Below are 21,601 nucleotides of genomic sequence, written 5' to 3' on the forward strand. Positions count from 1 at the left end.
TTTAAAGTCTGGGAACAGCTGCAATTATACGGTCGGGGCATTTGTTCACTCAGGCCGATTTGGTCTGCTCACCGCGCCTGCAGGATAATAAGAAATTCAATTGTTAAACCGATTTGATCGGCGACTCTTGTCCTGCTTCAGTATCTGAACAGTTTTCTCCTTTTACGCCGCTTCAGCCTTCATGACACCATCCTGCGAAACTTCATCCACCCGCCCGCGCACTCGGCTTTCGCCGCAAGAACGCCGGCAGGCCATTCTTGCAGCCGCCCGCCGATGCTGCGTCAGAAACGGCGCATTTGATTTATCGCTGGCCGATGTTGCTCAAGAGGCCGGCATTTCGAGGAATCTGGTCTATCACTACTTTAAGAACCATGAATCGCTTCTTGAAGCGCTCCTCGTTGCCGAAGGTGAGATTCTGGCCGCGCGCGCCGCTGAAATAAAGCCGCTCACCGGCGAAGCGCCGCGCGAGACACTGCGCAGACTTATTTGTGCATTTCTCGACTTTACGGCTGAACGCGCTGACGGTTTTTCACTGCTTCATAATGCACCAGACATCAAACCGCTTTTGCGGGAACGGTTTAACGCATCTGCCAGCCTTTTTTCGGGTCGGATTCTCGATTTGCTGAAGCTTCCCGACACTCCCGCATCACATGCAGCCGTCGAAGCTGCTACGGGATTTCTGCTGCGATTCGCCTATATTGAACGCAATGCACTGGCGCATAAGCGTGATGCAGCTGCAGACCTCTGCCTGGCGGTGATTGAAGCCGCCGCCAACGGCGTCAAAAAATTCGAAGAAGTATGAGCCTTCATTGCGCAGCAGCTCATGAGCGCAGCGGCTGCCAAGTTCATTGAATGGCCTGTCTCAGTGCCCGGGGGCATTGAGATCCTTCGCCCCATGGCGTCGATCGGCACTTCCTAGGTGCTGCATGTGCACTTCCATAATTTGCTCTCGCATCAAGCGCATGTCTTCGCGGCAGAGCTTAGGGTGCTTCACCTGACCGCCGTCGCCGCGGGCATCAAGCGAAAAACGACGGCGAAGCGCCTCTTGATCTCTTGCACTCATATAAGAGCGAAGTTCGTTTCGCTCTTCATTGCTCAGCCCTCGCCAATAAGAAGTCTTTGAAGCTTCGTCCAGATACGGCCAAAGCTTTGCACGCTCCTGAGCAGACATTTCACTCCAGAGCTGCAAACACGGCGTACTGGCGGGTTCACAGCCGTCCGAACCAGCAGTCTTGCTGCCCAAATTGGCCGGATCCGGCCAAGCCGAAGCCGCTCCGCTTGCAGCGAGACAACAAGCCAGCACAAGCGCACTGCAGGAATGATGATGAAGCATAAAATCAACGCCTCTCTACGAGGATTGCGGAGCTTCGCGAAGCAGATGCCTCTATGGGAGGCCTGCTGACGAAGATCACGTATTCAGGGTCTTCTCTTTGATTGGAATATATCAGTGCGCTCTAGTGAGAAGCTGAAGCGAAGCGTTCGAAAGCGTGACAGAACATTGCCTTGGGATCACTGTTGGATCGACTGATTCAATCACGTCAAAGCGACATATATTGTCTCAACATGAACCATTCACCCCGCCGTTTCTACCCTTCTTCATAGTTATCAAGTCCGACTATTCTTCTTGAAGACTAGCTTGTTCCATACCTGCCAACACCAAAAACAGCGCAAAAGTTTGCAATTCGAAAGCACAGGCGCCTATTTGTAACTCTCGATTGCCAGAGGGTGGCGCAAAGCCGTTTCTGATGAAACAATTCATGCATCTGCAAATCATCCGCCACTTCTTGATAGATTTATTAAAGAAGTCGGTCCAAGGAGCCCAAAGTGGTTGAACGCACTCCCAAAATTCTCATTGTCGATGACGACCCCCGTCTACGAGACCTGTTGCGCCGCTATCTCGGCGAAAATGGCTTCAACGTCCTCGTCAGCGAAAACGGCGAAGCTATGAAGCGCCTTTGGGTGCGCGAACACTTCGACGTGCTGATTCTGGACCTGATGATGCCGGGGGAAGACGGTCTGGCCATCCTCAAGCGTCTGCGCGCTGAAAAGGATATGACGCCGGTCATCATGCTGACGGCCCGAGGAGAAGACGTCGACCGTATTCTCGGTCTCGAGCTCGGCGCTGACGATTATCTCGGAAAACCTTTTAATCCTCGCGAACTGCTTGCCCGCATCCACGCCGTATTGCGCCGCCGTCCGCGTCAGGACGCTCCAGGCGCCCCTTCAATGGAAAATGAAGTGGTGAAGTTCGGCGACTTTGAACTGGATCTAGGCACCCGTGTTCTCAAAAAGAACGGCGAAATTGTGCCGCTCACAACCGGTGAATTCGCTGTGCTTAAGGCCTTTGCCCGCCATCCCCGTCAGCCGCTCTCACGCGACAAGCTCATGGAAATGGCTCGCGGCCGTGAATATGAAGCCTTTGACCGTTCCCTTGACGTTCAGGTTTCGCGTCTGCGTAAGCTCCTTGAGCCCGATCCCTCGAAGCCCCGCTATCTGCAGACAGTCTGGGGACTGGGATACGTCTTTATCCCGGACGGTCACGCTTAATTACGCAAGCGAGCGTTCGACAGACCGTCTCTCAAACAGGCCCGCACGGGCCTGTTTGCGCTTAGAGCTCTCTAGTGAAGGCAATCTCATCGCCCGCGGCATCTGCCAAATGGCTAAACTTTTTCCTTCGCCTTCTTTTTTCACCTTCTGACGCGAGGAGTCCGCTTTGGCCTGGATCTCTCAACTCAAAACACGGCGGCCGAGTCTCTTCTGGCGCACGTTTCTCCTGCTCTGCGGCCTGCTCTTCTTTTCTGTCATCGGCTGGCTACAAAGCTTTCGCGTACTTTCTGAACTGCCCTATTCACAAGGGGTTGCGCAACACATCGTTTCGACTGTCAACCTCACGAAGTACGCCCTCGTCACGGCCGATCCGCTCTACCGCGTCGATCTTTTGAAAACGCTGGCCGTGCGCGAAGGGGTGCTCATTTCTCCTCGCGACCCCACCGATACGATCACCAAGATGCCCTCAGAAAGCTTCAATGGTCTGATTGATCAAATGGTGAAAAGTTCGCTGGGACCCGAGACAATTCTGGCGACCTCCGTGAACGGCAATCCCGGTCTCTGGGTAACCTTCGACATTGACGGCGACCAGTATTGGCTTCAAACCAAGGACGACGTGCTGGATCCCCCGTATGGCACTGCCTGGCTATGGTGGGCTGTGGCCGCTGGGCTGGCTTCGCTCTTTGGCGCCACACTGCTTGCTCGTCATGTGGTGCAGCCCCTTGCCAAATTGTCCGACTTTGCCAATCAAGTGAGTAAAGGCATCAAACCGGAACCGCTCCCAGAAGACGCTTCCACCTCTGAGATTCAGGCAGTCAATGTGAGTTTCAACCGTATGGTGGAAGATCTCGCGCACATGGAGGCCGACCGCGAACTGCTTTTGGCCGGCGTCTCTCACGACTTGCGTACGCCGATCACACGCCTGCGTCTGGAAATTGAATTGGCTTCCCATCTGCCAGAGGACTCCCGTGAGGCCATGGTGAGTGACCTTGAGCAAATGGAAAACATCGTCAACCAATTCCTCGCTTATGCCCGCTGCTCCAACGAAGAACAGGTGATGGTGAACTTCAGCGAAGCGGTTCAAACGGCCATCCACAATGCCCGTATTGATGCCGACCCGACCATGGAAGTGACCACGCAGCTCGCACCTGACGTTTTCGTGATGGCACACCCGCTGGAGCTCTCGCGTGCTGTCCAGAACTTAATCGTCAACGCACAGCGATATGGGCGCAGTGACGACGGGAAGCTTCGTCTCACTATGACGGTGAAAAAGAGCGCCGACAACCAAACCGCAGAACTCGACGTCGCCGATCAGGGTACGGGTTTGCCGGAAAGTCAGCGTGCGCGTGTGATGCGCCCCTTTGAGCGCGGCGAATCTGCCCGCAGCGGCGTAACAGGATCGGGTCTTGGTCTGGCCACCGTCGACCGCATCGTCCGTCGTTCCGGCGGCACAGTTGTGCTGGGCGACGCACTGCCGCACGGGCTCCTTGTTAAAGTACAGTTCCCGTTAATCCAGCGCTCAACCTTGAAGAAAGCCTTGAAGGAACAAGACAAAGCTGCGCTCAAACTGGAAAAGGAAGAAGAAAAGAGCCAAGAAGCCCTTCCGCAATCGTCCGAGCAAACCAACGGCCAAACGCCGCAAGAAACGGCGCAGTCTGCCGGCAGCTTGAGTTCCAGCGAGTCCATTACCGCTCAACATGAGCCATCAAGCTCCGACAAAAATCAACAGTCCTGAGCTCTGTTCTTTGTCCAGAGACATCGAGAGGCGCTTCCTTAAAAGAAGCGCCTCTCGTTTTTTGATTTCTTTCGGTCAGAACGTTAGCCTGCAGCACTCCGCTTTTGCTGCTGCACTGCTCTCATCCCATTCACTTGGGCAACCAATCAAATACCGCCGGCGAGCAGTGCCAACACGCCGCAATGTGAAGCTGCGCGGGGAGCGGAAGCGCGGAAGCCGCGCGTTGGCCGCTGCAGACGTGAACGCACGGGCGAAGCCGATGCGGTCTGCACGGACTCCGCAGTCGTGTGCTCTGCTGCTGCGCAGGCCTTACGAACCGTAACGGAACCGTCATCATTGATAGTGAATTCAACGCTCGAGCCGCCTTCCTGCAGACCCAAAAAATCGCGAACAGCCTTGGGAATTGTGACCTGACCCTTGATCGTCAAACGGTTGGACATCATTTCTTCTCCTCTTTAGCCGATGTCTGATCTTTTGCGACCAGAACTCGGCAATCCGGAACAATTCCGCCTGAGGAAAAGCCAACACCGCACTTCTGAACAATACTCTCTGAATTTTGAAGCGCAGGCAGGCCGCATTCCCTGATGTCTCAGGGCGGCTCCCCGCGGGAGCACCACTCTGGCGGAAGTCTCTTCGTCCCTTAGATTGATGATGATGGGGACACTGAGACTGAAGATCTCGCTCTCTTTACCGACTGCTGAAACCTCTCTCAGAGGCTCTCGGCCGCATGGGACTGCAGGGAGGTGGGCTCCGATGCAGCTCCGAACCACCTTGCCCGAGAAGGCAGGTTGGCGGGTAAACCCTTACTGGATTACCTCTCTTCATGCTGTGAAGACAAAGCTTATGCCTCTGAAACCGATTATGCAAGTCTCAAAACGACTTTTGAGCTGGAAACCTCCCAAAATACGCTACGAATATTTCCTTATTCTCGATAGTCCTCATTTTCTATCTTTTTCATAAACATCAATTAATTGATCATCTAACAGATCTCATTTCAGTAGCCTAAGTGAAATAAAGCACGGCTCTTCGCTTGTCAGTTGACAAACTCCTGATAGGATTGTAAAGAAGATTTCCTCCACTTTGACAATAATCAAGGAGCGACACCCATGCCACTCCAATCATCATCCGTCTCGATCGACGCCATGTCGAACCAGACGAAGATCTGGGCCTTTATTCTCGGCCCCATTCTTGCCGTTATTGTTTACTACCTGATGCCCGATCAGTTTGTGAACGCCTCCGGCCAGACCGTCCCTTTCACGCACGCCGGCAAAGCCTGCGCCGCCGTCACAACGCTAATGGCTGTGTGGTGGTTCACTGAAGCAATCCCCATCGCTGTGACAGCGATGATCCCCATCGTCCTTTATCCGCTCCTTGAAGTAGCCACTCCCGTCAATACAATGCGGCACTATGCCTCCGGGACTATCTTCCTCTTTTTAGGTGGCTTTCTGATTGCTGCGGCCATTCATCGCTGGCATCTGGATCGACGCATCGCACTGGCAACCATCTCGATCTTCGGCACTAAACCCAAGCAGATCATCTTCGGGCTGATGATCTCGACAGCATTTCTTTCCGCATGGGTTTCCAATTCGGCTACCGCAGCGATGATGGTGCCAATCGCCATCGCGGTAATGGGTGTCATTCGTTCAACACAAGAAAGTCCGGAAATCACGCCGGACGAAAAAAACTTTGGTGTAGTCGTCCTCCTCTCTATTGCCTACGCGGCCTCAATCGGCGGTATGGCCACGCTGGTCGGATCGCCCCCCAACGGTATCTTCGCGCGCTTTGTTGCCGACCGCTACCATACGGAAGTGTCATTCCTTGACTGGATGCAGGTTGCCCTTCCGGTGACACTCCTGCTTCTCCCCGCAACCTTCCTGCTTCTCAACGTGCTTTTTCCGGTCAAGATGGATGGGATTCCCGGCGGCCGCGAGTGGATTCGCAATGAACTGAGAAAGCTCGGACCCATGAGCCGAGGGGAAAAAATCGTCCTTTGCGTCTTTGCTGGAACCGCACTGCTATGGATCTTTGGACCATTTCTGCGCGGCCTGGAAATTGGCGGTGCAACACCGCTCAAACCCCTGACTGAAGAAGTCATCGCCATGCTCGCAGGCGTTTTGCTCTTCATCATTCCCGTTGATCCGAAGCGCGGCATTCATGCGCTCGACTGGAACAGCGCCAAGGATGTCGTAGCCTGGGATGTGCTGCTTTTATTCGGCGGCGGTCTGTCTATGGCCGCAGCCATTCAGTCAACCGGCGTCGCTGCCCTCATCGGTGCTCAAGCTCAGGTCTTTGAAGGGATCGGCGAACTGCCCATGATGTTTGGCGTCTCCACAATCGTCACCTTCGTCTCTGAGGTCACCTCCAATACGGCGTTGGCAGCAACCATGATGCCGGTGATCGACGCGGCAGCGGGAAGCCTGCACTTCAACCCTGAGCCGATTCTCTTTGCCACGGTCTTTGCAGCGTCCTGTGCCTTTATGATGCCTGTGGGCACACCCCCGAACGCCATTGTCTTCGGTACCGGACGCATCCGCATCGGCGACATGGTGAAGGCTGGCATTTGGCTCAATTTCATCGCCGTTATCATTGGTGTTCTGGTGAGCTATTTCTTCGGCCGCGGCATTGTTCCGATGACCTAACCGATCCATTTTCAATCACCATGCTAAAAGCCGGTTGACACAGCTGTCACCGGCTTTTTTTCATTCAATATTCGCAAACAAAAAAGCGGCCGAACATCGCCGTACCGCTTTGTGTTTCCTCTGAAGATAGATGAACCTTAACGACCGCGGCCGCCCAGCAGCGCCGCAACCGGACGACGCTTTTCTTGCCGCTCAAGAAAGACCGGCGCATCGGCCTTCTGCGCCGACGAGGTCGCCCGCGGATTTTCCAGATACGGCATATCGAAAATGGGGTCACGATGACGCTGCGCAGGCGGCATGTACGCACGAGCGCGTTCACGCGCAAGACGTTCATCCTCAGGCGTATCGACACGTTCAGCATAGGACGAGCGGTCGTCACGGCGATAGGGTGCACCTGAGCCTCGGCGCGTACGCGGCATCGGCGAAATCGAAATCGGCTTAAAGGTCTGTTTTGTCAAAGCCTCAATCGCTTCAACGAGACGTTTGTCTTCAGGCGTAGCAAGCATTGTTGCCACACCTTTTGCGCCGGCACGGCCAGTGCGGCCGATGCGGTGAACGTAATCTTCTGCGCTGTAAGGAACGTCGTAATTGATAACGAAAGGAAGCTCCTTAATGTCAAGACCTCGGGCGGCAACATCGGTTGCGACGAGCACATGGATTGCACCGTTCTTGAAGCCCTCGAGCGCCACCTGACGTTCTTCCTGCGTTTTGTCACCGTGAATGGCGTCAGCATTGATGCCGACGCGCTCAAGCGTGCGTGCAAGACGACGACAGGTAATCTTGGCATTGACGAAAACGAGCACCTGCGTGAGCGGCGTCCCTTCCGGACCGCGCGTCTTAAGCATATCGATGAGCACATCTGTCTTTTCGCGGTCATTGACGGCAAAAAGCTCCTGCGTCACCGTCTCAGCAGTGGAATTTTCGCGGGCAACTTCGATTACTGTCGGGTTGTCCTTGAGGAAGCTCTTGGCGAGCTTTTTAATCTCAGGCGAAAAAGTCGCAGAAAAGAGAAGACTCTGTCGATGCTGGGGCAAAAGCTGCAGAATGCGGGAAATATCGGGCAGGAACCCCATGTCAAGCATGCGGTCAGCTTCGTCAAGCACCACAATTTCGACCTGAGACAAATTGACCGAGCGCTGCTGCACATGGTCGAGCAGCCGACCCGGCGTTGCCGTGAGGATCTCCACGCCGCGCCGGAGCATATCGGCCTGCGGCCGAATATCGACGCCCCCATAAACCACGCCGGCGCGCAACGGCGTATCGGCACAGTATTTAACGAGATTGTCGGAAACCTGATCCGCAAGTTCGCGCGTGGGAGCCAGAATGAGTGCCCGAACCGGATGGCGAGCCGGCGACATCGAAGTATTCGCCTTGGGCAGAATGCGCGCAATGAGCGGCAGTCCATAGCCTGCTGTCTTCCCTGTCCCGGTCTGTGCCGCGCCCATCACATCGCCTCCCATGAGCACCACAGGAATAGCTTTTTCCTGAATCGGCGTTGGCTGGGTGTAGCCCATACGCTCAATGGCAGAAAGAATGCGGGGATCGAGACCGAACTGATCGAAAGAAGACATCCGAATATCTTGGGCAGAGAGAACGCGGGGACGGCGAAGCCGCAAAATAGCGGCCACACTCGGAACAGGCTTCAACACAACACGTCGAAGCGTCCGGAGCGGGACGCTGAAGGTCTCCCGCGCTCGGAACAAGAAGCGTCGACGGACGATCGTTGCTGCAGTCGTCGTCCGCGAATGAATTGAATGGTAGGCCCGCTGGGGCTTGAACCCAGGATAGCCGGATTATGAGTCCGGTGCCTTAACCAACTTGGCTACAGGCCCCCATGTCTTAGAAAGATGACGATTGTAGCTGATTATTGAGCAGTTCATCAGCTGCCGCTACAAACGAATGTCTGCAGCATTTGCTGCCATACTTGGTTGATGCGAGATTGGAACCAAGCAAAATTTAAGACCTCCGCAGGCATGCCTGTCGGAGGTCTTCGTATCACCTGAGATTTAACAGAAATAACATCGTATTAGATGAAGTTATCTCAGCTCTGGAGATAGTCACGCAGACGTTCCGTAAAGTCCGGCGTGCGGAGTTTGCGGATGGCAGCAGACTCAATCTGGCGCACTCGTTCGCGTGTGAGACCGAGCGTACGGCCCACTTCCTCGAGCGTGTGATCCTGATTCGTACCGATGCCATAGCGTAAACGCAACACCTGAGCTTCACGCGGATTGAGTTCATTGAGCGACTTTTGAATACAGTCGATCATTGAGCGGTCCTGAAAGGCCACACCCGGATCGTCGCGCTCATTGCCGCGAACGAAGTCGAGCTTAGTCGCATCTTCCTCGTCACCGATCGGGGCGTCAATGGATTCCACTCCGCGCATCGCCTGCGTGAGCAAATTTACTTTCTGAAGCGGCAGATCCGCGAGCTCTGCGAGCTCCTGCTCAGTCGGCTGACGACCGTGCTGCTGCAGGAACTTCTGCTTCTGACGGCGCAGCTTGTTGTAGGACTCCGTCATATGCACAGGAATGCGAATAGTGTTGCCGAAATCCGCCACCGCACGGGTAACCGATTGACGAACCCACCAAGTCGCATAGGTTGAGAACTTGTAGCCGCGGCGGTATTCGAACTTGTCGACCGCCTTCATGAGACCCAAGTTGCCTTCCTGAATCAGGTCCGTCATGGCAAGACCACGATTGACGTAACCCTTGGCAATAGAGATTACGAGGCGCAGATTAGCCTCAATCATCTTTGCCTTGGCCTGCATGAGGTTCGTTTGCGCAAGCTTCATCGCACGGCCGAGCTCACGCTGCTCAGAATGTTTGAGCAAGCCTTCTCGTTCTGCGCTGATCAGCACCGCCTGCTCTTCCTTGAGCACCGCCATCGAATGACTCACTGCATCCGACCAGGGCTTGCCGGCAGCCGATATTTTTTCAAAGCACTCGGGATCAGTGACGCCGTCGCTCTTGAGAAGCTCTACAACCTGCACTTGCGGCATGCGGCATTGGTTAGCCAAGGTCGCGCGCATCTTCTTGAGCGTATTGTTCACTTCATCCATATGCTGGCTGATGTGATCCGTCATTTGAGTAACGAGCTTCACGGAAAAGCGGATCGGCGACAAAGCTGCCGACATGTCAGCAAGCGCCTTGCGGTATTCCTTCTCTCGCTTTGGATCGCCATAGGTTTCACGCACACGGTCGAGCGATTTGCGGGCGAGCTCAAAAAGTGAAAGCACGCGGGCGCGCATTTCCGCGAGCTGATCCACCGTCATGGCTGCTGCGCCAATGTCGGTAGCAATCTCATCAGCGGATGAGTTGGCATTTTCCTCAGCAGCGGCATCATTAAAGCCGTCCACGACGGTATCTACCGCGGTGTTCTCGTCTTTAAGCGCCTCTCCAAGCCGCAGGATTTCTTCCACTGCGATCGGGTACTCCACGATAGTTGCCACAAGCTTGATCGTGAATTGTTCAATCGACTTGGCAACTTCGATTTCTCCGGCACGTGTGAGCAGCTTATGCGAACCGACGCCGCGCAGATAGGCACGCAACGGATCCTTTGAAAGACCGACAGACTCTTCGGGCGTCAGCATCACAGCGGCGTCATCTTCGTCAATGTCATCGCTGTTGTCGCCGCCCATGCCGTTGATGAGGATGTCATCCTCATCCGGCGGGGCCTCAAAAACCTGAATACCCAGACGGCCGAGCTGTTCGGTTACTTCCTGAAGATTTTCCGAAGTACGAAGTGCGCTTTCGGGCAGATAATCGTTGATGTCTGCAAGCGTCACCCAGCCGCGGGAACGCCCCAGACGCACGAGTTCACCGTAGCCGTTGCGCGGCGTGCGGTTGTCGGCGTCCTGATCATCCTCATCGGAATCCTCAGACCCATCGGCAGCGTCAATATTCTCAGCATCCTCGCCTTCAGGCTGCCAGGCATCGAGTTCGGCAACCTCCTCGTCGACCATTCCGTCATCGTCATCGGCGAGAACAGCATCGCTCGAAAGCTCGCCGTCGACCTCGTCATCAACATCATCAGCATCCGTATCAAACGGCACTTCTTCGGCCGCCTTGACCTTCTTGGACTTAGAGGCTGCCGTTTTACGAGGTTTTTTAGGTTTGGCCGCCGCTTCAGCGCCATCGGCACCTTCAGCAGTCTTTTCTGCTTTACTCTTACGCGTGCGCTTAGGTTTGGCCGGCGCTTCATCAAGCGCACCATCCCCTTCCGCTTTCTTCACCCGCTTCGTTCGAGCTGGTTTTTTCTCGGCCGTATCGGCTGGTTCGGACTTCACCTTCTTGGTGTCCGCAGTCGTGAGTTCGGCAGCGGCTTCCGTATCTTCCGTCGTCTTCTTTGTCGTCTTGGCCATTGTGCACTCCGCAGCATTCATCTCAACGGCTCTCCCAAGAGAGTCCGCCGTTCGAACGCGTCGGGCATAATTCTTGAATTCACAGCCGTAAGAAACCCTCTCCAAGATTCTCCGTGCCAAACGCTTGAAAAGCTGCGCACAGGAGACCGCAGCTACTCGATCTTCGTTAGGGAACGAGCAGCTGCGAATGCTCCGGCACCGCTTCGAGCCTCTTGCTGATTGAAAGCGGTCCGGCTTCTTGTTGAGGGATCCTTCCGGGTCCGGCGCCGCACGTTTAAATCCAACTGAACCCTTGGAGCCCATTGGAAATCAATGCAGCCTGTCTGCTTCGAGGCGGAGAATTCATTCCGCGTTGATGCTCCCAGCGCAGCTTCGTGCGCTAGGCAGCCCTAATATTTATTCGAGCGAGCAGCAGGCCGCTTGAAATTCCAGGCTTCGAAGGGAAATCGAATCCGGACGATGCGGCGAAAAAGGGATGTAGGATACGCTAAACAGCATATCTTTTCAACCTTTTACGCCGAAAAAATTTCCCAAATTTTCAGCGAAGTTCGTTGGAAATAAGCGCTTGTGCTATGACAAATGGCTGTGCCGCCTGCGCGGTTTACCTAGGCGTATGCGCGCATTCAGTACAGCACTTTTTAGGCGGACAGCCCAAACGGCCTCACCCAATCATCCATGATTGGATGAGACCTTTGTAGACACAGCATTTCGCAATCAATTGTCTGTTTCGTCAAGGAAACTCTTCAGTTTGTCGGCACGTGAAGGATGGCGAAGCTTGCGCAGTGCCTTTGTTTCAATCTGACGAATACGTTCTCGCGTAACGTCAAACTGCTTGCCCACCTCTTCGAGCGTATGATCGGACTGCATTTCAATGCCAAAGCGCATGCGCAGCACCTTCGCTTCACGAGGAGAAAGACTGTCGAGCACTTGCTTGACCGTGTCCGACAACGAAGCATTCTGCACCGCCTCGGCCGGCGCCACCGTCTGAGTATCCTCCAGAAAATCGCCCAAATGAGAATCGTCATCGTCGCCGATCGGCGTTTCCATCGATATCGGCTCTTTGGCAATCTTCATGATTTTGAGGATCTTGTCTTCGGGCATCTCCATCAATTCAGCAAGCCGCCGGCTGTCAGGTTCCACACCGGTTTCCTGAAGCTCCTGACGCGTAATGCGGTTCATGCGGTTGATCGTTTCGATCATATGCACCGGAATACGAATCGTGCGGGCCTGGTCGGCAATGCTTCGCGTGATCGCCTGACGAATCCACCACGTGGCATAAGTGGAAAACTTATAGCCGCGGCGATATTCGAACTTGTCAACCGCTTTCATGAGGCCCACATTTCCTTCCTGAATCAAATCCAGGAACTGCAGCCCGCGGTTGGTGTACTTCTTAGCAATGGAGATCACCAGACGCAGATTGGCTTCTGTCATCTCGCGCTTGGCATTGCGCGCTTTGGACTCGCCCGTGGCCATCTGCTTATAGGTGTCGAGCAGCTCCGCTACCGTCATATGGGATTCGCGTTCGAGCTGTGCCAAACGGCGCTGCTCTTCTTCAACCGTCGCCCGCATATGAAGAATGACCTGCGCCTTGTCGGGATAGGCTGCCGCCACCTCATCGACCCAGCCGATGCGGGTGGCATTGGAAATGAAGTTGGCGAGGAACCATTCGCGGGGCAGATGGAGGTGTCGGACGTATTCGTCATAAACCGTACGTTCGCTGCCGCGGACAATGCCTATCGTGCGGCGAAGCGACTCACAGAGCCGATCGGCCGTTTTGGCAGTAAAGCGAATCTCCATGAGTTCGCGCTGAATCTGATCCTTGAGCCCCTCCAGTTCAGGCGCATGCGGCCCCTTGCCGTCAAAGGTTTCAACGAGCGAACGGAAATGAGCTTCCACGCGGTCAAACACCGCAAGGCTCTTTTCCTTTAAATCTTCGAGCTGCCCCACCGTCATAGCGGAAGCGCCCATGTCTGTCTCATCCTCCACGGCGCCAACGACGTTTTTCTGATCATCGGGCGTGACGATGCCGTCAACCACCTCATCAATGGGCGTTTCACCGGACCGGATGCGTTCAGCACTTTCAAGGATTTCGTGCACCGTTACTGGGCACCGAGCAATGGCGAGAACCATGTGCTTGAGGCCGTCTTCGATGCGTTTGCTGATCTCAATTTCATCCTGACGCGAAAGAAGCTCTACGGATCCCATCTCACGCATGTAAATACGCACGGGATCGGTCGTACGGCCGAATTCACTTTCTACCGTCGAAAGGGCAGCCTCGGCTTCCGCTTCGGCGTCTTCATCACTAACCCCCTCAGCACCGCCCTGAATGAGCAGCTGCTCCTCATCGGGAGCCACTTCGTGCACCGCGATGTTGAGATTGCCAAGAATGTTGACAATCGTCTCGATGGCATCTTCGTCAAGCAGCGTGTTGGGGATGTTGTCATTGATTTCGCTGTAGGTGACGTAGCCGCGCTCCTTGCCCAAGCTGATCAGCTTGATGAGTTTGGAGCGGCGGTCTTCCGTAGACTCTTCAGCCGCCCCGTAGCCATGCTTCATAGCTTCCATGAGCGCCTTGTCACGCGCAGCGCGCGACTTCTTGGAGCGGCGCGTCTTTTTTGGCGCCGCTTCGGGCTCAGCCTCAGAAGGCGCAGCCTCTGCATCCGCAGCGCCGTCTTCGTCAGTCTCATCCCCGACATCTTCAACCGCCTCGATGTCTTCGACCTCATCGAGTTCGGGGATGTCTTCATAGTCGGCATCCTCATCATCAATGACGCCAGCGATGTCTTCTCCGCCGTCGTCATCAAAATCGAAGTCTTCGCTGTCAGCGTCGACAGGCTTTGCTGATTTTTTGCGTCCTTTGCTCTTCGCGGTGCTCTTGGCCGCCTTAGGTTTGGCCGCTTTCGATTTGGGCGTCTTGACTGGCGCCGCCTCAGCCTGCTCTGCTGAAAGTTCTTCGGCCGGAGCTTTGGCTTTCACCGTTTTGACCTTGCGTGCTCTGACCGCTTTTTTCCCCTCAGCAGCTGCAGACGCTTCCGCCGCAGGCAGGGTCTCTTCCGAAGGCTCCGTTTTTTTCGCCGCGCGAGTCTTCCGGACAGGCTTGGCCTTCTCATCGCCAGCTGGGTATTCCGGCGTATTCAAATCATCCGCATCCGCCTTGGCAACGACCTTCTTGGCTGATTTGCGCAGACGAGTCGGCTTGACGGGTTCGGCCGCAGCTGCAGGACTCTCTTCAGGCACAGCCTGAAGTTCAGCGGTTTTAGGCGTTTTTTCGCCTTTGACTTTCTTTGCCTTTACGGCCTTCTTGGACGTTTTTTCAGGTTCTACGGATTCGATAGAAAGCGTAAGACCGGAAGTCTCGAGGGTCGCTGTCTTTGTTTTGCGCTTCGAGTGCTTCTTATCTTTCTGCGCATCATTGGAAGTTTCTATTTTGACTTCCACGCCGTCTTTCTTCGCTTTCTTAGCCACCGCCATGTGCGTCTCTCCCGAGGGGGGCCCAGCACCCGAAAGCTCTCTTCGGCCGCCGGCCGCCCCTGCCGAACCGCCGCAGACATCACGTGGGTCTGCCGCCATTCAGCCGTCAGCTGGAGCATTCCGTCCATCCTGCACGGAACACCGATGCGATCTGCTCTCCAGCGCTCAAGTCACTCTGCATTAAAGGAAAGTAAAAAAAGCGCCGCTTGCAAACAAATACTGCCAATATCCTTAGGATTGAGTCGGGGTTGACAAGCCTTCTCAATAAGGGGACCTGAAGCAGAACCACTGCAAAGCGGAGAGATCAATATCAAATAATGCCACACGGGGTGGAAAATGCCGCGAACAAATCTTTGAGATAACCCCAAGATTGCAAGATATGCAAGTCTTTTTTGTGTTTCCAATTGCAACACGTTGCCATAATGCGCTGTATTGGCATTCATCACGACAACCCCTTATGAAATATAAGGGATTTCACCAATAAACGGCACAACTCGTTTTTATCGCGCTTTTCGTCCCAACCCGCTCGGCGGCATGTCCGCAGGAATCTGCGGTTCTGCTTGGGCTTCTTCCGCTGCGCTCCAATCGTCAGACCAACCTGCAAGTTCAGCGTCTGAAGGCAGATCCGTAAGTCCTTTGGGAGGCTCCGGCATGGGGCCCGACGAAGACTCTTCACTCATGAATTCGTCATTTGTCTGGAGCGTGCGTCCTGTTCGTTTTTCTGCCTGTGCCGTCAGAGCCGCGGCGATTTCATCACGTCGAGAACGAGCTGACTGCACAGGAACCGCAGCCGCCGGAGCAGAAACGCCCGCATTCAGAGGATGCACTCCCAACGCTCCGCCAGAAGGCGGAGGAGCCCCGAAACTCCCAAAGACACGGGCGGCCCGTGCAGCAACAGCACTGGTTTGCGTTGAAGAGACCTGAGTGTTTTCAGACTTACCGGCAGATCTGGGCGGATGGGTGGCTGAGGCGCCATTTCTCGCGGCAACAGCCGCGACAGAGGTCTGGGCAGCCGTCGGCTCCCGCACACTCAAAGCAGTTTTGGCTGCTTCATCCATTGCTGCCTTGCCGAATAAATGCTCCTGAAGCGCACGCACCTTAGGATTATTGGAATAGGCCACATCTGCACGCCCCTTTTCCGACTGCGCAAAAGCAGCCGTACGGGACTGCTCTTCTGCTCGGCGGCGCCAGTCCTTTTCCTCTTCGGCCGCTTCTGAAATCAATGCTTCAATGTCTCGGCTTCGCTTCGCGAGCGGCTTCATTTTGGCAAGCGTATCTGCTGTGGCAGGTTCTTCGGAGAGTTTCAGAAGCCGATCTTTCACCTGATCGAGTTCGAGCTCCAGAAAGCCGCGCTTCAATTCCAGCCGAGCCGCCTCCTGCGGCGTCTCGATGGTCATTTCTTCTGCAAGCAGCCTCGCATAGTGATCATAGTTGGGGGATTTTTCCAAGCAAGCCAGCAGCGCAGCCGTATTCGTTACCGAACCGTCCTCGTGCGCGGCTGCACGCCAAACTTCGACAATATACTGCGAGGATGCGCTTTCGCTCGTCACGAATTCATCTTCAATTTGCGGCGTGAAATCCGAGAGAAGGGCCGGATAGGCAAGGAAACACTGCAGCATGCGTTCTCGGACATCTTTAGCACGAACGCGGGGCTCAAAATAAGACTGCCGCCGAGGCTGCCAGCCGCGGCCATAACTGCCGGCTCCGCCCCAACGGCTGAAGCGGCCTGCGGCCGTTGGTCCGCTGTTCCAACGCTGTCCGGCCGGGCCAAAGTCCGTGCTGATATCCATAGGCGGAAGCACAGTTCGTTCCGGCGCGCCAGTATTCCACTCGCGTTCAAGGTCTTCGAGCTGCAGTCGAGCCAATCTGGCAATCTCACGCATCAAAGCCAGTCTTAAGACTGGCGCCTGCTTCATCGAAAGGATCAGCGGTTTAGCTTCCGCTGTGAGTTTTACGCGTTCTTCAGCATAGGTGAGCGACTTTCCTTCAATGAGAAGGCTTTTCAAAAACTCCGTCAGCGGCAGCGCCTTTTCGATTTCACGTTCATAACCCTCAGCGCCCTCTGCCTTAATAAGACTGTCGGGATCGTGTTCGGGCGGAAGCAGTACAAAGCGCGCAGCCTGTCCATCCTGAATCACTGGAAGCGCGGCCTCGAGCGCACGCCGAGCCGCCTTTCGGCCGGCGGAGTCCCCGTCAAATGAGAAATAAACCGTATCCGTCAGTTTGAAAAGCTTCTTGACGTGTTCGGGCGTAATGGAGGTACCGAGCGCCGCGACGGCTTCGCGAAAGCCCGCCTGTGAGAGCTGGATGACATCCATATAGCCCTCGCAGACAATCGCCCGGGCACGGTCAATGACAGCGCTTCGGCCTTCATAAAGACCGTAGAGTTCGCTGCCTTTGTGGTAAATAGGCGTTTCTGGGCTGTTCAGATACTTCGGCTGCTCGTCACCCTTCATCGTGCGTGCACCGAATCCGATGACCAGCCCCTTGGGCGAGCGAATCGGAAACATAATGCGGCCGCGGAAGGCGTCGTAGCGCGAACCGTTCTTTTCGAGCACCAACCCTACTTCAAGCAGCTCTTTAGCGAGATATTTTTCGCCGGGGAAGATCGCCTGCAGACCGTGCCAGCCATCCGGAGAGAAACCCAGACCGAAACGCAATGCCGTTTCACCCGTAATCTCGCGCTGCTTTAAATAGTCAATCGCACGCGGCGTTGCCTTCAGTGTTTCGCTGTAGAAGTCCGCCGCCTCTTTCATGTATTCGCCGAGCGTCTTTGCGCGGGCACGCTCCTCCTGACGGTGCGGCGAGTTGTCTTCCGGCACCTGCATGCCGTAGATATCGGCCAAACGACGAACAGCCTCGGGGAACTCGAGGTGTTCAATGTCCATCAAAAAACCGATGGCATTGCCTGCTTTGCCGCAGCCGAAGCACTTAAAGATCTGCTTGGAGGGACTGACGGAAAAGGACGGCGTCTTTTCTTTGTGAAACGGACAGCACGCCATGAAATTGCGTCCGCTCTTCTTGAGGGTCACATAACGGCCGATCACATCAACGATGTCGGCACGCTCAAGCAGACTGGAGATGAAGCCCTCAGGAATCATGAAAATTTAACAGTAAAGAAGATGTCGAGAAAATCAGACTTGCTGATCAGGAGCGCATTGTCACAGCTCCGATGCAACAAGATATCCCACTTCATCCAAAGATAAAAGAAAAGCCCTGGGTTTAACCAGGGCCCCTCTTTTGACTGCCCGCAGACAGTCCGATATGTGCCGCCGACGACAGAGGTCGATGAATCTCCGTCTTCGGCTGCGCGGCCTTTTGGGACGCTTTGGACTTAGGCAGTCAGGCGAGCCTTGACCAGTGCAGAGACCTTGCCGAGATCGGCGCGACCTGCAACCTTAGCCTTGACGGCTCCCATCACCTTGCCCATTGCGGCCATGCCGGAAAGACCAGACTGAGCAATAGCTTCGTCGATGATTGCCCCGATTTCCTCATCGGAAAGCTGCTTGGGGAGATATCCCGAAAGCACATCAATTTCAGCCTGCTCTTTTTGAGCGAGGTCTTCACGGCCGCCCGCACGATACTGCTGGATCGAGTCGCGGCGCTGCTTGACCATCTTGGCAATCACTTCCGTGACCTGCGCATCCGTCGCCTCGATCTTTTCATCGATTTCTCGCTGCTTCACTGCGGCAAGAAGGAGACGAATCGTGCTCAGACGGTCGGCATCATGCGCACGCATGGCGGCCTTCATATCTTCGCGGATTCTCTCTTTAATCATCACCATCCTTGAGCGATATCTAGGAGTTAAGCACCAACAGAAAACTTCTGCTGGGCGAGGAAGAAGCGATTAGTAGAGCTTCTTCGGGAGCATCATGCTGCGCAGGCGCTTGTAATGGCGCTTGACCGCGGCAGCCTTCTTGCGCTTACGTTCTGCGGTGGGCTTTTCATAGAATTCGCGCGCACGGAGTTCGGTCAGCAGGCCGGACTTTTCGATGGTGCGCTTAAAGCGGCGCAGGGCGACTTCGAAGGGTTCGTTCTCTTTAACGCGGATAGTAGGCATTCGACACCTAGTTGTGATGACCCGGAAATGTATGAAAATCTTGAGCTGCGTCTGGTTCCGGGGCAAGATGCAGCCAAGTCGAAGCGCGAATTTTCTCATGTTTGGACAGGAGATTCAACGCTTTGAGGCGATTTTTTCCAGTTTTTATTTTGTTAGACGTGCCGAACCCCAATTGCAGCTACCCGAACAGCTCTTAAGATGAATGGGATCGCTCTGTCGCCTCTGACCATGATTCGTCTGCCTTTTCTTTTAGGATTTTTTCTGCTCCTGACCGGTTCAGCCCCCTTCGCGGATGCAGCCTCATCGGGCCAAGAACAAGGAGACGGTGGCGTTGTCCATATTGGCATTCAAGAGACGCTTGATCCGGAATTCTTTGTCGACACCCTAGGGCCGACAATGCGGCATCTGCGCAAACGCTTTCCTCATCTCCGATTTCATGCCGAAACCTTTTCAATAGCGGAGCTGTCACAGGCCATCCAAACGAAATCCATCAGCTTTTTCATAGCCGACAGCGGATTATTCACCTTCCTAGCCTCTACAGAACATGCAGACGATTTAGCGACAAGGCAAAACCGCTTTAGTTCTGATCCGGCCAAAAGCACCGGCGCGGTGCTTTTTGTTCGTGCTGACCGCAATGACCTTCAGACGCTTAGCGATCTGCGCGGCCGCAAAATTGCCGCGCAGAATCCCAATGACTTCACCTCTTGGCTTACCTTTCAAGGCGAACTCGTTCGAGCGGGATTTGATCCTAAAAAATTTTGGGGCGCAGAACTATTCACCGAATATGAATATCCCAATGTTCTCGACAGCGTCTCGGCAGGGGAAACGGATGCAGGCCTGTTGGCAGCCTGCGCCTTGGAGGAACAAACGGCGCTGCACGGCTATCGCCTAGAGGACTTTCGTGTACTCCATGAGCAAACCAGCAACGCCCTGCGCTGCCGCCGTTCAACGGCACTGTATCCCGGTCCCGTTTTCGCCTCGCTTCCCCATGCGGACCCCGCATTGACCAAGCAGATTACTTTGGCGCTGCTCACCGAACCGCCGTCCGAAAATGGCAGCGCCTGGGGCATCAGCACTGACAACAGCGAGGCACTCAACCTCTATAAGCTTTTAAAAACAGGGCCTTACTCCTATCTCAATGACACAAATTGGTCCGCATTGTGGGCGAATTATCAAGAATGGATCTTTGCCGCATTCGGACTCCTCATGCTTTTGATCATTCACACGCTTCGAGTGGACCGCTTGGTTGAGCGGCGTACAGCAGAGCTTCAGGCCTCGATAGCTGAACGCGATGCGCTCGAGAAAGCCAATCAAGCAAATGCACAGATGCTCGCGCAAATGGAGCGTGCCGGCATCGTCGCGCAGCTCTCTTCCATGGTGGCGCACGAACTGCGTCAGCCGCTGATGTCGATTATGAATTTCGTCGGCGGCCTCAGCCTGTACATGAGAAAAACTTATCCGGCCGATCCGGTTGTTGCCCAGACCGCCGACGTTATTGTCGAAGAAGCAGAACGCGCCTCAGCGATCGTAGACCGTGTCCGCGGTTACGATAAAACGGCGCATGCTCAAAAAATACCGATTGCCGCCAAAGATCTGATTGCCTCCGCTGTCCGCGCCTTCAGCCATTCGGCTTTATCAAGCGGCGTCACCGTCCGCACGGACTGCCGTACCAATGCATGCGTTTTGGGAGATCCTCTAGAGCTCACATTGGTCATTCTCAATTTCCTCAAAAACGCCGCGGATGCCATGGCGGATGTTTCAGAGAAGGTCATTCACTTGTCTGCCCAGCAATCTGGCGGCAACATTGTTTTTAGGGTTCGTGACTTTGGACCTCCGTTAACGAACGAGGTTTTCGAAACGCTCTCTCACCCGACTGTCAGTCACAAGCCTCACGGTTTAGGACTTGGACTGAGTCTCGCCAAAAGCATTGCCGAACGTCACCGCGGGCACATCGACTTTGTTCGTGCTCAGCCCAACGGCCTTATCGCCGTTCTCGAGCTGCCTTGCCTTTTAAATACCAGCCCGAGTGAGGCGGGCACAACCGTTCTCCAAGATAGCGGGCAAAGGAAAACGCACCATGAGTAACGAATTGCTCGATCCCAGACTGCCGCCGTTGGTGCGCATTGTTGACGATGACGATCGAGTGCGCCAATCCGAAGCCTTCGTTTTGCGCCTGGAAGGATTCGATGTGCGTGAGTACAGCAGTGCAGAAGACTTTCTTCACTTTGATGATGTGTCTCGTGCCGGCTGCATTGTGCTCGATATCCGCATGCCTGGCATGAATGGTCTGGAACTGCAGTCAGAACTGCTCCGAACAGGCCGATCACTGCCCATTCTTTTCCTGACGGGCCATGGTGACGTCGCCATGGCCGTTGATGCGCTAAAGCGCGGTGCCGCTGACTTCATTCAAAAACCCGTCAAAGCCGAGCGCCTAGCCGCCCTGACGCATGAGCTCGTTGCCTGGCATCAGCAATACACCCAGCGGCTTACTCAGCGTCGTCACGCCATTGAAAAACTCAAAGCACTCACCCCCAAGGAATTGGAAGTTTGCCGCTTAGCTGCTTCCGGGCTCTCGAATAAAGCGATTGCAAAAGAGCTTTGCATTGCAGAGCAAACAGTACGCATCCACCGATGGAGTGCTGCTAAAAAACTCGGCGGCAGCAGCGCCGTGGCATTCAGCCGTGCTATTGCTGCCGCAGAATCTGAATCCGATACGGACCATCCGCTCTTTCGTCATCCAAACGACTCCACTTTCCACAAGGAAAATTCATGATGCGGCGGTTTTCTCG

15 protein-coding genes, 1 tRNA gene and 1 riboswitch are annotated in these 21,601 nt (G+C 54.9%); of the genes, 6 read left to right on the forward strand and 10 right to left on the reverse strand.

Annotated features, from left to right (window positions below; genetic code table 11):
* Nucleotides 1–181: 181 nt before the first annotated feature.
* Nucleotides 182–802 (forward strand): TetR/AcrR family transcriptional regulator, encoded by a 621-nt coding sequence (locus DES29_RS04460; RefSeq protein ID WP_005431163.1) that lies wholly within the window; start codon nucleotides 182–184, stop codon nucleotides 800–802.
* A gap of 60 nt (nucleotides 803–862) precedes the next feature.
* Here DES29_RS04460 and DES29_RS04465 read toward each other — a convergent pair whose 3' ends face one another.
* Nucleotides 863–1,333, reverse strand: a complete 471-nt coding sequence (locus DES29_RS04465; RefSeq protein ID WP_005431165.1) for a hypothetical protein — start codon at nucleotides 1,331–1,333, stop codon at nucleotides 863–865.
* Between the two features lie 491 nt (nucleotides 1,334–1,824).
* Here DES29_RS04465 and ompR point away from each other — a divergent pair, with 491 nt between their 5' ends.
* A complete protein-coding gene (gene ompR, locus DES29_RS04470; RefSeq protein ID WP_005431167.1) occupies nucleotides 1,825–2,547 on the forward strand; it encodes an osmolarity response regulator transcription factor OmpR in 723 nt (240 codons plus the stop codon).
* Between the two features lie 166 nt (nucleotides 2,548–2,713).
* Nucleotides 2,714–4,282: an ATP-binding protein gene (locus DES29_RS04475; protein ID WP_113854506.1), complete on the forward strand. Its 1,569-nt coding sequence runs from the start codon at nucleotides 2,714–2,716 to the stop codon at nucleotides 4,280–4,282.
* A gap of 146 nt (nucleotides 4,283–4,428) precedes the next feature.
* Here the strand turns inward: DES29_RS04475 and DES29_RS04480 are convergent, their stop codons facing one another.
* On the reverse strand, nucleotides 4,429–4,725 hold the full coding sequence (locus DES29_RS04480; protein ID WP_081454024.1) for an AbrB/MazE/SpoVT family DNA-binding domain-containing protein: 297 nt from the start codon (nucleotides 4,723–4,725) through the stop codon (nucleotides 4,429–4,431).
* 230 nt (nucleotides 4,726–4,955) lie between these two features.
* Nucleotides 4,956–5,114, reverse strand: a riboswitch (SAM-I-IV-variant riboswitch).
* Nucleotides 5,115–5,388: 274 nt separating this feature from the next.
* Between DES29_RS04480 and DES29_RS04485 the strand changes: the two genes are divergently transcribed.
* Nucleotides 5,389–6,921, forward strand: coding sequence for an SLC13 family permease (locus DES29_RS04485; RefSeq protein WP_021995955.1), 1,533 nt, complete (start codon nucleotides 5,389–5,391; stop codon nucleotides 6,919–6,921).
* 137 nt (nucleotides 6,922–7,058) lie between these two features.
* Here the strand turns inward: DES29_RS04485 and DES29_RS04490 are convergent, their stop codons facing one another.
* The 8 genes from DES29_RS04490 to rpsU all read right to left on the reverse strand — a co-directional run bounded on the left by DES29_RS04490 (nucleotide 7,059) and on the right by rpsU (nucleotide 18,812).
* Nucleotides 7,059–8,492 (reverse strand): DEAD/DEAH box helicase, encoded by a 1,434-nt coding sequence (locus DES29_RS04490; RefSeq protein WP_016473781.1) that lies wholly within the window; start codon nucleotides 8,490–8,492, stop codon nucleotides 7,059–7,061.
* Nucleotides 8,493–8,676: 184 nt separating this feature from the next.
* Nucleotides 8,677–8,753: transfer RNA gene (locus DES29_RS04495), tRNA-Ile, on the reverse strand.
* A gap of 209 nt (nucleotides 8,754–8,962) precedes the next feature.
* On the reverse strand, nucleotides 8,963–11,281 hold the full coding sequence (locus DES29_RS04500; RefSeq protein ID WP_236578847.1) for a sigma-70 family RNA polymerase sigma factor: 2,319 nt from the start codon (nucleotides 11,279–11,281) through the stop codon (nucleotides 8,963–8,965).
* 714 nt (nucleotides 11,282–11,995) lie between these two features.
* On the reverse strand, nucleotides 11,996–14,752 hold the full coding sequence (gene rpoD, locus DES29_RS04505) for an RNA polymerase sigma factor RpoD (protein ID WP_021995954.1): 2,757 nt from the start codon (nucleotides 14,750–14,752) through the stop codon (nucleotides 11,996–11,998).
* A 170-nt stretch (nucleotides 14,753–14,922) separates the two neighbouring features.
* Complete coding sequence (locus DES29_RS12345) at nucleotides 14,923–15,195, reverse strand: hypothetical protein (protein WP_021994811.1); 273 nt, start codon at nucleotides 15,193–15,195, stop codon at nucleotides 14,923–14,925.
* 57 nt (nucleotides 15,196–15,252) lie between these two features.
* The gene (gene dnaG, locus DES29_RS04510) at nucleotides 15,253–17,853 is read right to left on the reverse strand and encodes a DNA primase (RefSeq protein ID WP_021994810.1); all 2,601 of its coding nucleotides are present in this window, start codon (nucleotides 17,851–17,853) and stop codon (nucleotides 15,253–15,255) included.
* Between the two features lie 233 nt (nucleotides 17,854–18,086).
* Nucleotides 18,087–18,533 carry a GatB/YqeY domain-containing protein gene (locus DES29_RS04515; RefSeq protein ID WP_038025056.1) on the reverse strand — a complete coding sequence of 149 codons (447 nt, stop codon included), beginning with the start codon at nucleotides 18,531–18,533 and terminating at the stop codon, nucleotides 18,087–18,089.
* Nucleotides 18,534–18,599: 66 nt separating this feature from the next.
* Nucleotides 18,600–18,812: a 30S ribosomal protein S21 gene (rpsU, locus tag DES29_RS04520; protein ID WP_005431181.1), complete on the reverse strand. Its 213-nt coding sequence runs from the start codon at nucleotides 18,810–18,812 to the stop codon at nucleotides 18,600–18,602.
* Between the two features lie 198 nt (nucleotides 18,813–19,010).
* Here rpsU and DES29_RS04525 point away from each other — a divergent pair, with 198 nt between their 5' ends.
* Together DES29_RS04525 and DES29_RS04530 are read left to right on the forward strand one after the other, a co-directional pair.
* Complete coding sequence (locus DES29_RS04525) at nucleotides 19,011–20,897, forward strand: sensor histidine kinase (RefSeq protein ID WP_021994809.1); 1,887 nt, start codon at nucleotides 19,011–19,013, stop codon at nucleotides 20,895–20,897.
* Nucleotides 20,890–21,585 carry a response regulator transcription factor gene (locus tag DES29_RS04530; protein WP_016473774.1) on the forward strand — a complete coding sequence of 232 codons (696 nt, stop codon included), beginning with the start codon at nucleotides 20,890–20,892 and terminating at the stop codon, nucleotides 21,583–21,585. The genes DES29_RS04525 and DES29_RS04530 overlap by 8 nt, the downstream gene beginning before the upstream one ends.
* Nucleotides 21,586–21,601: the final 16 nt, after the last annotated feature.

Source organism: Sutterella wadsworthensis (genome assembly GCF_003315195.1).
GTDB classification, from domain to species: domain Bacteria; phylum Pseudomonadota; class Gammaproteobacteria; order Burkholderiales; family Burkholderiaceae_F; genus Sutterella; species Sutterella wadsworthensis.